Annotated in this window: 12 protein-coding genes; 8 read left to right on the top strand and 4 right to left on the bottom strand. The window is 59.5% G+C overall.

Features of this window, described 5'->3' with window-relative positions; translation table 11 throughout:
• From ilvC to RV1423_RS22750, 6 genes are all read left to right on the top strand, one after another.
• Window positions 1–632, top strand: a 632-nt coding sequence (gene ilvC, locus RV1423_RS22775) for a ketol-acid reductoisomerase (RefSeq protein ID WP_034301853.1), incomplete at its 5' end; no start/stop codon positions are given.
• A 662-nt stretch (window positions 633–1,294) separates the two neighbouring features.
• A complete protein-coding gene (locus RV1423_RS22770; RefSeq protein WP_034301843.1) occupies window positions 1,295–2,044 on the top strand; it encodes an SIMPL domain-containing protein in 750 nt (249 codons plus the stop codon).
• Window positions 2,045–2,413: 369 nt separating this feature from the next.
• Window positions 2,414–3,055, top strand: a complete 642-nt coding sequence (locus tag RV1423_RS22765; RefSeq protein ID WP_034301841.1) for a phosphatidylserine decarboxylase — start codon at window positions 2,414–2,416, stop codon at window positions 3,053–3,055.
• A gap of 29 nt (window positions 3,056–3,084) precedes the next feature.
• The gene (pssA, locus tag RV1423_RS22760; RefSeq protein WP_034301839.1) at window positions 3,085–3,951 is read left to right on the top strand and encodes a CDP-diacylglycerol--serine O-phosphatidyltransferase; all 867 of its coding nucleotides are present in this window, start codon (window positions 3,085–3,087) and stop codon (window positions 3,949–3,951) included.
• 159 nt (window positions 3,952–4,110) lie between these two features.
• A complete protein-coding gene (locus RV1423_RS22755; RefSeq protein ID WP_034301837.1) occupies window positions 4,111–5,655 on the top strand; it encodes a 2-isopropylmalate synthase in 1,545 nt (514 codons plus the stop codon).
• 82 nt (window positions 5,656–5,737) lie between these two features.
• Window positions 5,738–6,205, top strand: coding sequence for a hypothetical protein (locus RV1423_RS22750; protein WP_034301835.1), 468 nt, complete (start codon window positions 5,738–5,740; stop codon window positions 6,203–6,205).
• On the opposite strand, the gene RV1423_RS22745 is transcribed toward RV1423_RS22750, so the two are convergent.
• From RV1423_RS22745 to RV1423_RS22735, 3 genes are all read right to left on the bottom strand, one after another.
• A complete protein-coding gene (locus RV1423_RS22745; protein WP_034301833.1) occupies window positions 6,206–6,916 on the bottom strand; it encodes an alpha/beta fold hydrolase in 711 nt (236 codons plus the stop codon).
• Complete coding sequence (locus RV1423_RS22740; RefSeq protein WP_034301831.1) at window positions 6,913–8,415, bottom strand: sensor domain-containing diguanylate cyclase; 1,503 nt, start codon at window positions 8,413–8,415, stop codon at window positions 6,913–6,915. Before RV1423_RS22740 ends, RV1423_RS22745 begins: the two co-directional genes overlap by 4 nt.
• Before the next feature lie 133 nt (window positions 8,416–8,548).
• Window positions 8,549–8,914, bottom strand: coding sequence for a hypothetical protein (locus RV1423_RS22735; protein ID WP_034301829.1), 366 nt, complete (start codon window positions 8,912–8,914; stop codon window positions 8,549–8,551).
• Window positions 8,915–9,087: 173 nt separating this feature from the next.
• Between RV1423_RS22735 and RV1423_RS22730 the strand changes: the two genes are divergently transcribed.
• Entirely contained in the window at window positions 9,088–10,569 is a 1,482-nt protein-coding gene (locus RV1423_RS22730; protein WP_034301852.1) for a PLP-dependent aminotransferase family protein, read from the top strand.
• Window positions 10,570–10,683: 114 nt separating this feature from the next.
• On the top strand, window positions 10,684–12,012 hold the full coding sequence (locus RV1423_RS22725) for a tetratricopeptide repeat protein (RefSeq protein ID WP_051516865.1): 1,329 nt from the start codon (window positions 10,684–10,686) through the stop codon (window positions 12,010–12,012).
• 77 nt (window positions 12,013–12,089) lie between these two features.
• On the opposite strand, the gene RV1423_RS22720 is transcribed toward RV1423_RS22725, so the two are convergent.
• Complete coding sequence (locus tag RV1423_RS22720; protein WP_034301827.1) at window positions 12,090–13,013, bottom strand: sugar kinase; 924 nt, start codon at window positions 13,011–13,013, stop codon at window positions 12,090–12,092.
• Window positions 13,014–13,015: the final 2 nt, after the last annotated feature.

Genomic DNA, 13,015 nt, shown 5'->3' with positions numbered 1-13,015 from the left:
CGAAGGCTCCGGGTCATACCGTGCGTTCGACCTACACCCAGGGCGGCGGGGTGCCGCACCTGATCGCCGTGTATCAGGACAAGTCCGGCACCGCGCGCGACGTTGCGCTGTCGTACGCCACCGCCAACGGCGGCGGCCGCGCCGGCATCATTGAAACCAACTTCCGCGAAGAAACCGAAACCGACCTGTTCGGCGAACAGGCCGTGTTGTGCGGCGGCACCGTCGAACTGATCAAGGCCGGTTTCGAAACGCTGGTGGAAGCCGGCTACGCGCCGGAAATGGCGTACTTCGAATGCCTGCACGAACTGAAGCTGATCGTCGACCTGATCTACGAAGGCGGCATCGCCAACATGAACTACTCGATCTCGAACAATGCGGAATATGGCGAATACGTCACCGGCCCGCGCATCATCAACGAAGAGAGCAAGAAGGTCATGAAGCAGGTGCTGACCGACATCCAGACCGGCGAATACGCCAAGAGCTTCATCCTGGAAAACAAGGCCGGCGCGCCGACCTTGCTGTCGCGCCGTCGCATCAACGCGGAACACCAGATCGAAATCGTGGGCGAGAAGCTGCGCGCCATGATGCCCTGGATCAAGGCCAACAAACTGGTGGATCAATCGAAGAACTAACGCGATTCCGGACCGCGATGTAGGCATCATGACAGGACGCGCTTGCAAGCGCGCCCCGGGCAGGACGGCGCAAAGCGGCGCTTTGCGAATTCCCGTCCAGCCTGTCGTGGATCAAGGCCAACAAACTGGTGGACCAATCGAAGAACTAAGCCAAACCTCTCCCGTTTGTCGTTCCAACGAAAGATGGAACCCAGCGTCGTGAAAAAGCTTGAGCGATGCACTGACGCCACTGGGTCCCGGCGTGCGCCGGGACGACGGCAATAGAGATATCGATGGGTAAAAAGGACGCTCAGGCGTCCTTTTTTGGTTAAGCCGGCGGACCAATCGAAGAACTAAGTTAAACCTCGCTCGTTTGTCGTTCCAACGAAAAAGTTGGAGCCCAGCGTCGTGAAGAAGCTTGAGCGATGCACTGACGCCACTGGGTCCCAGCGTTCGCGGGGACGACGGTAACGGGAAGTTGATGGGAAAAAGGACGCTCCGGCGTCCTTTTAGTTTTTCTCGGTTATCGTAACAAAGATGTTTCGTGGCTTTCACATTGTCACAATTGTACTGTTCCTTTCAAGAACCAAGCGTTTCACCGGGCGTCCAACCGCCAGTCTTCGCCACACAGCTTTCGTGGAATGTGCGAAGCTCATCAATCAGTTTCATTTCTGGAGATCTCAATGTCGCGCCCAAGCCAACTATTATTCGCAGCCATACTCGCAACAGCAACGATGGCAGCGCATGCGCAACCCGTTCAAACTGCCGGCACCCTGGTGGTCGTTCCAGCCTCGGGTGAAATCGTCGTGCCGAATGATGAAGCGCATGCCACGCTGAGCGTGGAAGAGCAGGACAAGGACAAAGCAGCCGCTGCCTCGCGCGTCAACCGGAAAATGAAGCAGGGCATAGATATCGTCAAGAAGCAGGATCCGCAAGCGCAACTGAAAACGCGCGGCTATTACACTTACGCTGTCTACGCCGAGGACGCGCTGCGTTCAAACAACAAGCCACGCCCGATTGTCGGCTGGCGCGTCGGGCAGTACCTCGATGTCACGACCACCAATCTGGAAGGCTTGCCCAAGACGGTGGCTGCAGCACAAAGCATATTGGGATTGAACAACCTGCAATTCGGATTGAGTCCGGCAACTGCCAAGAAACTGGATGCCGACCTCATCAACGCCACCTACAGGAATCTCAATGAACGGATTGCCTCGATTGCGGCCGCGATGGGACGCCGCAGCAGCGATGCCGTAGTGGAAACCATCGACTTCGAAGGTTCCGGCAACTATGCCCAAAATGCACTGGCCCCCAAGGCCATGATGATGCGTGCGATGGCGGATGCGCCTGCGCAGGAAGCGGTGGCCGAGCCGAGCTTCGAACCGGGCGAGTCCACCGTCGGCATGCACCTGGTCGGCAAGGTGCGATTCAAGTAAGCGTTCTTTCGCGTCGGAGAGCATGAGGCAAGCTTTCCGGCGCGGTTTCATTTCGTGCACATCCGCTTCATGTGTGCGTATGCCAGGTGTTTCCGTCGCGATTGTCGCTGTTGCATGGATGGTCGAGGCATCGATTCGCGCCATATCCGCCATGGTTCGCGATAAAATACGCGCTTATCAAAAGAAGAATGGCTCATCGGGCCAACAGATCCCTCCGCTTTCGCACAGGCCGGAATCTCAGGCCGTCATTCGCTCTCAATGGGTAAATATCCGTTGATTTGATTTGCGGCGCGTTACATTTCTGGGGCGCTCGTCTAGAATAAGCACGCTTTACCATTCTGAAATTTATCAGCGACTATCGGAGCAACGTTGAATAATCATTACCCACATCCTATTATTGCCCGCGAAGGCTGGCCTTTTCTGGGCATCGCCGTTGTCGTCGCCGTTATCGTTACCCTGATCGGCGGAGCGTGGTCGCTGCCGTTCTGGATCATTGCTTTGTTCGTGCTGCAATTTTTCCGCGATCCTCCGCGCGCCATTCCGCAGAATCCGAACGCCGTGCTGTCGCCTGCAGATGGCCGTATCGTTGTGGTCGCCAAGGCCCATGACCCGTACACCGACCGTGAAGCGCTGAAGATCAGCGTGTTCATGAACGTCTTCAATGTCCATTCCAATCGCGCGCCGGTGGATGGCAAGATCGAGACCGTGCAATATTTTCCCGGCAAGTTCGTCAATGCCGACCTCGACAAGGCGTCTCTAGAAAACGAGCGCAATGCGCTGGCAATCACTGCCGCCAACGGCCAGAGCGTGACCTGCGTGCAGGTGGCGGGCCTGATCGCCCGCCGTATTCTATGCTACGTCAAGGCCGGCGACGTGCTGGCGCGCGGCCAGCGTTACGGTTTCATCCGTTTCGGTTCGCGGGTCGACGTCTATCTGCCGTTGACCGCCACGCCGAAAGTGAGCGTCGGTGAGAAGGTCTCTGCCACGGAGACCATTCTGGCTGAATTCTGACCACCCGACGCATACTAGACGGACTTCACATGGCAACTTTCCGCAGACGCAAAAACAAGGGCAACATTCCTTTTCCGAAATCCTTGCGCAGCCATAAAACGCCGTTGTATCCGGCTCAACTGGAAGACATCGACGGTGCGCCCATTGTGCGCCCACGGCGTTCGCGCGGCATTTACCTGTTGCCGAATGCGTTCACGACGGCGGCGTTGTTCTGCGGTTTCTACGCCATCGTCATGGCGATGAACCTGAAGTTCGACCATGCATCGATTGCAATCTTTGTCGCCATGGTGCTGGACAGCCTGGACGGCCGCGTTGCACGCATGACCAATACCCAAAGCGAATTCGGTGCCCAGTACGACAGCCTGTCCGACATGGTGTCGTTCGGCGCCGCGCCGGCGCTGGTGGTGTATGAATGGTCGCTGCGCGGCATGGGCAAGCTGGGCTGGCTGGCGGCGTTCGTGTATTGTGCCGGCGGCGCTTTGCGCCTGGCCCGTTTCAACACCAACATCGCGGTGGTCGACAAACGCTACTTCCAGGGGCTGCCGAGTCCCGCCGCGGCGGCGCTGGTGGCCGGCTTTGTCTGGCTGATGGACGACCTGCGTTTTGCCGGCACCGACCTGAGCTGGGCGTCCTGGGTGATTACCTTGTATGCCGGCATCACCATGGTCACCAACGTACCGTTCTACAGCTTCAAGGACATCAATTTCCGCAAGCCGGTGCCGTTCATCGCCGCGTTGCTGGTGGTGGTGGCGTTGGTGGCGATCTCCAGCGATCCGTCCAAGGTGTTGTTCGGCTTGTTCGTGCTGTACGGCTTGTCAGGATACATCGTCTATGCCTGGCGCAAGATCAAAGGCAAGCCCGTCAGCATCGTGCAGACGGAACACGAAGAGAAGTAGAACGCATCTCACGCCTAATTATGAAATGAGTTCTGGACAAGTCAATCAAAACCGCCGCGGTGCAAGCCCGGCGGTTTTTTCATATCCGCGCCAAGGCCTGTTTGCAACGCTGTGCCGGAAGACTAGAATAGGACGCAGACACTAGCCGAGGGAGCCGCCATGTCAGCAGAAAAACTCATCATCTTCGACACCACCTTGCGTGACGGCGAGCAATCGCCCGGAGCATCGATGACCAAGGAAGAAAAGATCCGCATCGCGCGCCAGCTTGAACGCATGAAGGTCGACGTGATCGAAGCGGGTTTTGCTGCGGCTTCACCAGGCGACTTCGATGCAATTCGCAGCATCGCCGGATTGATCAAGGATTCCACCATCTGTTCGCTGTCGCGCGCCAATGATCGCGATATCGCCCGCGCCGCAGAAGCCTTGCAGCCGGCGCAACGCAAGCGCATCCACACCTTCATCGCAACCTCGCCGCTGCATATGGAAAAGAAGCTGCGCATGACGCCCGATCAGGTGTTCGAGCAGGCTCGGCTGGCCGTGCGTTATGCGCGGCAGTTCACCGACGACGTGGAATTCAGTCCGGAAGACGGCAGCCGCTCCGACATGGATTTTCTGTGCCGGGTGCTGGAAGCGGTGATCGCAGAAGGTGCCACCACCATCAACTTTGCCGACACTGTCGGCTACGGTGTACCTGAGCTGTACGGCCACATGCTGAAAACCCTGCGCGAGCGCATTCCCAATTCGGACAAGGCGATCTGGTCGGTGCATTGCCATAACGATCTCGGCATGGCGGTCGCCAATTCATTGGCAGGGGTAATGATCGGCGGTGCGCGCCAGGTTGAATGCACCATCAACGGTCTCGGCGAACGCGCCGGCAATACCGCGCTGGAAGAAATTGTCATGGCGGTCAGGACGCGGCGCGACCACTACAAGCTCGAACTCGGCATCGACGCGACGCAAATCGTGCCGACTTCCAAGCTGGTGTCGCAGATCACCGGCTTCGCCGTACAGCCGAACAAGGCCGTGGTCGGCGCCAATGCCTTCGCCCATGCATCCGGCATCCACCAGGACGGCGTACTCAAGGCGCGCGATACGTATGAGATCATGCGTGCCGAAGACGTCGGCTGGAGCGCCAATAAGATCGTGCTGGGCAAGCTGTCCGGCCGCAATGCCTTCAAGCAGCGGCTCGAAGAGCTCGGCATTACGCTGGAGTCGGAGGGCGAGGTCAATGCCGCCTTTGCCCGTTTCAAGGAACTGGCCGATCGCAAGTCCGAGATTTTCGACGAAGACATCATGGCGCTGGTCACCGACGAACAACACAGTCACGAAGGCGAACATTATCAGTTCGTGTCGTTGTCGCAACACTCGGAAACCGGCGAGCGGCCGGCTGCCAAAATCGTCTTCACCGCCGACGGCAAGGAGATTGCATGCCAAGGGCAGGGCAACGGCCCGGTCGACGCCATCGTCAATGCCATCGAATCGCACGTCGCCAGCGGCTCGGAACTGCTGCTGTTTTCCGTCAATGCAATCACGACGGGCACGCAGTCGCAGGGCGAGGTCACCATGCGGCTATCCAAGGCGGGACGCATCGTCAACGGTGTCGGCGCCGACCTCGACATCGTCGTCGCTTCGGCCAAGGCTTACCTGTCGGCCTTGAACAAACTCTATTCAAAGTCGGAAAAGTTGAATCCGCAGCAAGTCTGATGTTGTCAAGGTGATATCGAAAAGTGCGCCAATTGCTGCTAGTCTGAAACAGGTCGTCTGAAATCGTTCAGCTAGGATCGTCGTGGCCATTGCAATCAACAGTTCTTTCACCGCCAGTGTTCCGGCTGCCTATGGAGGCAGTACGCCGGTGATTGATCTCGGCCAGAGTCCGGCCGCGATCAGTACTGCCGTGGCGCTGGCGAGTGCCGGAGCGGTAGTGCTCAGCCTGAGTGGTGCGCCGCGAGGATCCGTGACTTACACGGCAACCGGCCTCCTGCATGAAATCGCGCTGGCAGGTACCGCCACATCGCAGCCGACGACGCCGAATCAGGAGACACAGTCGCTGGGGCAGGGCATCCTGGCGTCGCTGGGCAGCAATCAGCAATCCACCGACGGCGTCTATGACGGCAGCGGCGTATTTACACCGACCAGCGGAATTCCCGCCGATTTCGCCGATATCCTCAAGAGCAATCCTGGCTTGTCCGACGTCGCAGTCAGCGACTCGGTGACCCAAGGCGTCGTCGGGACGCTCGTTGCTACCACCGCCTGATTATTTTTCCTCTTGGTTTTCCTGCCGGATGATGGCTGCAATGCGCTGGCGCAGCAGGGCGTCTTGCACCATTTTTTCGCTGAGGCGATGGTCGGTGTCCGGCAAATCGATGAGACGCCGAAAGCGTGCCGATTGCGCCGCCTGCACGAGCAGTTCGGCGACGTCATGCGGAATGACGGCGTCGTCGAGTGCACGGATGATGCTCAGGCCGCCGCGGTAATGGCGGATGAATTCCAGCGTTTCGGCTTCGCGCCAGCTCTGCGGCCGGCGTATCGCGGCGGAGAAGGCGGGACCGAAAGGCAGCGCAAAAGCCGCCCGGTCATAGATGGCGCCGACGATCATGACCAGATGGGTGAGTTCACTGTCCGGTTTGCACGCCAGCCGGATGGCGATCTCACCGCTCATGCTGGTGCCGACGACGGTATGGACGGCATGCGCGACGTTCGTCGCCTGCAAGACGTGCTCAGCTTCGCGCAAACGTTTTTGCAGCGAGCCGGGACTGTTGGCGCTGCTGTCCCCATGCCCTGAGAAATCGAAGGCGATGCTGCCGAAGCCCTGTTCAGCCAATTCTTCGCGCAGCAGACGCTGTCGCTGCCGGTGGCTTTGCCCCGCGCCGTGCAGGAATAGTGCGCTGAGCTGTTCGGCAGAACCGAGCGTATCGACGGCGATTGTCTCGTCATCGACAGGCAATGCGAATTGCCGCGCGTTCATTCCGGGGATGTCTGGCGCCGTTCGTTTCCCGGCGTCTGGGCGTAATAGGTGCGTTTGTCTTGGTACATCAATGTATCGGCGCGCTGTATGGTCGCTTCCAGGCGTTCGCCGTGCCGACTGGTGGCGTAACCCATCGACAGACTCAGCGGCGAACCTGAGTAATACTGGTTGTTGATGTCGATCAGGCTCTGGATGTTTTCCACCATTGCGACGGCGTCGCGTTCATCTGTAGCCGGCATCAGGATGGCGAATTCGTCGCCGCCGATGCGTGCGGCATGGACCGGTTTGTCCGCCGCCTTGCTCAGCACTTCGCCGACACGGCGCAACAGGGCATCGCCAGCGGCATGGCCGAGCTGGTCGTTGATTTCCTTGAGGCCGTTGAGATCGGCCATGATGACGCTGACCGGGAACGGACCTTTGCGCTCGAGCCGGTTCATTTCGTCGACCATGAAGGCGCGATTGTGGAGTTTGGTCAGTTCGTCGTGCTTGCCGAGGAATTCAAGATAGGCTTCGGCCTTCTTGCGGGCAGTGATATCGGTCAGCGCCACCAGCACCAGGTCCCAATTCTCTTCGTGCCCGGGGAACACCGAGAACTGCAGATGCACGTGCAATTGTTCGCCGTTAAGTGCGTAATTCACGACCTCGCGCTGGTGGAACAGGTTGCCGTGCCACAGCTCGCCGAGCTGTTCGCTGAAATGCGGGCGCATATCATCGCGGAACACTTCGCTCAGATGCGACAGCAACGTCGGCTTGTCGGGAGCGTGGAACATGGTCAGCGTCTGCTGGTTGACGTCGATGACGCGGATTTCCTGCATGCAGCGCTCGACGAATTCGGGATGCACGTCGGTGAAGACGCGGAAGTCCTTGATGCCGATCTGGCGCAGGTCGCCGAACAGGCGCTTGACCTGGCTGAAGTCTTCCACCCACAGGGAAATGGGCGAATATTCGAACAGACCGCGCGCATAGTTTTCGCTGTGCATCAGTTTGCGGCGGGCCGCTTCGCGTTCGGTGACGTTTTCGACGGCCAGCAGCACGCGCTCCCAGTTGTCTTCGTAACCCGGCAGGATGCGGGCGTTGAGTTGTATGTCGAGGCGTTTTCCGGACAGGGTGTAGTTGACGCTGTTGCTGGAGAATTCGTTCTTGCCTTCCCACACCTGCAGCAATTCCTCGATATGCGTATGCAGCATGTCGTCGCGGAATACCTTGCCGAGGTTGGCGGTCAGGTGCGCCAGATCGTCCGCCTCGAACAGTTGCAGCGTCTTGCGATTGACTTGCAGGACACGGATTTGCAAGGTGCAGGCGTGGACACGCGACAGGTCGGCCTGGAGATGGCTGCGCAAATCGGTGACGCCGGCGGCGCGCCATTCATCGAGCAATTTTTTGACGCCGCTGAAGTCTTCCAGCCACATGGACACGGGGGCCAGTTCGAACATCTCCGCATTGACGTGTTCGTCGCTGCCAGCCTTGGCAGTATCGGGAGAGCGGCTTTCATTCTGCATAACGGTGAAGAGAGGTGGGTGACGCATTAGTGTAATGCCTTTGATGCAATACACCCACACTCTTCGTGGTCAATGCGCAAAAATTTAGATGCACATTGTGCAAGAAAGCAGCCCGGTTATGCTCCGCAACCGATCACCGCGACGCCAGCAGTTGTCGCGCCATGCCGCGCAAACGACGCAACGGCGCTGCGACAAGCGCGGCGATGAAACTCAGTGAGAAATAGCGCGGCGCCGCGCTGGCGTAGTGCAACACTTCGGCGGTCCGCGTTGCGTACAGGCAAGTCCAGCCGCCTTGTTCGATCTGGTAATACTGGCCTTCGTGCAGCGTCGACAGCGTTCTCAATATCGTTTCCGACATCCATTCGGGCGATTCGCGCAGGCGGATGCTACCCGTTTGCACGACCAGCACCGCATCGCGGCGACTCCACAGATAGTAACTTTGGCCGGCGCTCAGATAGATTTTGGCGGGGACGGCCTGTTGGCGTTCTGGTGTGTGCATGGTTTTTCCCGGTTGGTTGGCGTAGGGACAGTCTAGGCGGGACGCATTTTGCGGAACAGGCACAGGCTGTCGCGATGTGGATCGATACAGCGGACATTTTTTCGATCTGTTATCGTCTGTTTTCGACTGCTCTGTATCTATCGCCGCCGCAGCGGAACGCTGAAGATTCATCCATGGACATGCAACCACCCCCTCTCGCCGCCGAGCCTGCGCAGCAAGCTACCCAGCCCATCTATCGCCGCCTGGCCGATTACTATCTTTCGGCGATCCATGCCGGCACCCTGGAAGCAGGCGACCGCATGCCTTCTGTGCGAGACCTGATGCGCCAGCATCAGGTAAGCCTGTCCACCGCCTTGCAGACCTTGCGCCATCTGGAAGAAGGCAACTGGCTGGAGGCACGCCCGCGTTCCGGATATTTCGTCCGGCAACCGCGCAGGGCGACCATACGTCCGGCAGGCGAGCCGAATATCCTGGTTCCGCTCGACCCGGCGCAATATGTCGGCATTCACGAACAGGTTTCCGATTTCATCGCGCGGCGCCAGTTGCAGGCGCCCGCCATCGACCTCAGCGGCATGAGCTGCGCGCCCGAGCTGTATGCGGTGGAAGCCCTGAAGAACGCCGCCATCCGCGCTTTGCGCGAGCAGCCGTCCTTGCTGACCAGTCCGATGCCGATTAACGGCAACGCCACGTTCCGCCAGGTGGTGGCGCGGCGGGCGTTGAATGCCGGGATCCGTATCAGCGCCGACGATGTGGTGGTGACGCATGGCTGCATCGAAGCGCTCAACCTGGCGTTGCGAGCGGTGGCGCAGGCAGGCGACACGATTGCGGTGGAGTCGCCGACTTACTTCGGTTTGCTGCAGACGCTCGAAAGCCTGGGCATGCGCGCGCTGGAGATTCCGACCAGTCCGCACAGCGGGATCTCCATCGAAGCGCTGGAGCTGGCGATGCAGACCTACGGCAACATCAAGGCGGTGGTCGTGGTGCCGACGCTGCAAAACCCGCTCGGCTGCATTATGTCGGACAGCCATAAGGAGCGATTGGTGGCCTTGTGCGAGCAACACGGCGTGCCGCTGATCGAAGACGACGCCTACAGCGAACTGGCGGACGGCGATGTCGCGCCGTCCGCCGCCAAGGTGTGGGACAAGAGCGGCAACGTCATCTACTGCGCCTCGCTCAACAAGGTGTTGGCGCCGGGCATGCGCCTGGGCTGGATGACCAGCGGCAAATGGCATGAGCGCGTCAAGATGCTCAAGTTCGCCTATACCCGCGCCAACGAGGAATGGACCCAGATCACCGCCGCCAATTACATGGGGTCGCCGGCTTACGACCGCCACTTGCGGCGCCTGCGCGGTAATCTCAAGGAGCAGCGCGAACAGATGGCCGAGGCGATTGCCGCCTACTTTCCGGAAGAAACACGCCTGAGTGTGCCTGCCGGCGGCGTCGGCCTGTGGGTCGAACTGCCGCGCGGCCTGTCGTCGAAAGCCGTCTTTGCGGCAGCGCTGGATGAGGGCATCGGCGTGTCTCCGGGCGTGATCTTTTCCAATTCGGATCGTTTCGAGCATTACTTGCGCCTGTGCTGCGGCAAGCCGTTCACGCGCGAGCTGGACCAGGCTTTGCGCAAGCTGGGTGCCATCACGGACCGTTTGCTGATTTAGCGAAAACGGCGGTTCAGGAAATGTTTTTCGTCATTGGATAAAAATTGTAAGATTGATGCCGCTTCCCGCGACAAACCTATCTTCGAATCCAAAATAGATGACAGGAAAATAACGATGGAATCTCTTTCACAAGGCGGGACAAACGCTGCGTTGCTGCAATTGTTGCAGCAGGCGATCGGTTTTCATACCGCGGGCGAACTGGATCGGGCCGAGTCGATTTACCGCGAAGTGCTGGCGCGGGATCCGGTGCATCCCATTGCGCTGCATTATCTGGGCATCTTCCTGCATCAGCGCGGTCAGCACGAGGAGGGCATCCAGAGCATCCGCCTGTCCTGTGCGCTGCAGCCGGGCAACGCCAACTGGCATAACGATCTCGGCAACGTGCTGTTCGCCCTGAAGGAATTCGAGGAGGCCTGCGACGCCTATCAGGCTTCGCTGGATGCGAATCCCGGCGACCATGTGGTCTGGAACAATCTCGGTTCGTCGCAGTTGCAATGCAACGATATGGAAGGCGCAATCGACTCCTTCAAGCAAGCGGTCGAACTGGTCCCCGAATTCGGTCCGGCGCTGATCCATCTCGGCAATATTTATGAGGCCGCCGGCGACAAGATGAGCAGTTCGCATTACCAATGCCGCGCTTTCGTGCTGCCGCCGCTGGAAGGCAAGTCCAGGGAGATGCTCGGTACTTGCTTCTACTTCCTCGGCCGCCTTGAAGAAGCTGCCGATATCTACCGCACATGGATGGAAGAAGAGCCGGGCAATCCGATCGCCGCGCATATGTATGCGGCCTGTTCGCAAAGCGACGTGCCCGGCCGCGCTTCGGACAGTTATGTGGAACAGCACTTCGATCGCTACGCAGAGACCTTCAACGACAATCTCGTCGGCAGCCTGGCGTATCGCGGTCCGCAGTTGATGGGACAGGGGCTGACGGCCATAGGTATCGGCGGCAAGCAATACGATATCCTCGATGTCGGCTGCGGCACCGGCTTGTGCGCATCGTTTGCTGCGCCTTATGCACGTTCGCTGCATGGCGTCGACCTGTCGGGAAAGATGCTTGAACAGGCGCGGGCGCGCGGAGGCTACGATCAGTTGATCAAGCAGGAGATCACCGAATACATGGCCGGACAGCCGCAGGCCTTCGATATCGTGTTGTCGGCCGATACCTTGATCTACTTCGGCGGTCTTGAAGATGCGTTCGGTGCGGCGGCGACTACGCTCAGGAAAAACGGCTATTTCCTGTTCACGGTTGAAACGATGACAGAAGGCAATCACGCTGGCGATCTTCAGTTGCATCCGAGCGGACGCTATCGACATAGCGCCGCGTATGTGATGCAATGTCTGGCGGACGCGGGACTGGACTTGATCAGCATGGAAGACGTGACGCTGCGCGAGGAAATCAGGCAGCCTGTGGCCGGCATGCTGGTGATCTCCAGGAAAATTTAGTTTCCAGGTGACGGGAACATAAAAAGAGCGACGGCATCGATGGCGTCGCTCTTTTTATTTCGGGGTGATGTCGCACGCTAGCCTTGTCGGTTCAGCACCGCATTGACTTGTTCCGTCGTCGGAATCGGCGCCACGGCGCCATAGCCCGTGGTGGAGATTGCCGCCGCCACGTTGGCGTAGCGGGCCGCATCGAACGGATTCTTTCCGGCGACCAGTTGAGAGACGAATGCGCCGCCGAAACAGTCGCCGGCGCCGGTCGCGTCAATGGCGTCGACCGCATACGCCGCCACCATGCGCCGCTCGGTCGGCGTCGCCACATAGCAGCCTTCCTTGCCCAGCTTGAACGCCACCAGTTTGACGCCATAGACCAGCAGCCTGTCGACGATGGCGTCGCGGTCGTCCAGTCCGGTCAGCGCGCTGACGTCTTCCCAACTGGGCAGGCAAATATCGCACAAGGCAAAGGCCTCCGCCATCTTGGCGCGGGCGCGTTCCAGCGGCCACAGGCGCAGACGCAGGTTGGTATCGAGCGAGGTCAGCGTGCCGTTCTTGCGCGCGTGCGCCATTGCAGTCAGACCGGCGTCGCAGGCGCTCTCGCTGATGGCCAGGCTGATCCCGGACAAGTGCAGCACCTCGGCGTCGGCGATCGCCTGCAGCGGCAATTGCGCAGGCGTGTATCTACTGGCGGCGGAGCCGGCGCGCAGATAGGTGAATTGGTGGCCTTCTTCGTCATGCGTGACGAAATACACGCCCGACGGCGCGTGCGGCACGATGTCGACATGTGTGGCGTCGACACGTTCGGCCTCCCACAGCGCTTGCAGGCTCTTGCCGAAATGGTCGTCGCCGACCGCGCTGACGTAGCCTGCATCGGCGCCCTGGCGCGCCGCCGCGATACAGAAGTTGGAAGTGTCGCCGCCGAAACCTTCGAGATAGTAGTGAGGGGTTTCGATGCTCTGGTTGAATTCCACCATCGCTTCGCCATAGGCGAGGATTTTCTTGCTCATGA

It is taken from the genome of Herbaspirillum sp. RV1423 (assembly GCF_000577615.1).
Taxonomy (GTDB): domain Bacteria; phylum Pseudomonadota; class Gammaproteobacteria; order Burkholderiales; family Burkholderiaceae_D; genus Herbaspirillum.
This window is presented reverse-complemented; position numbering and strand designations above follow the sequence as displayed.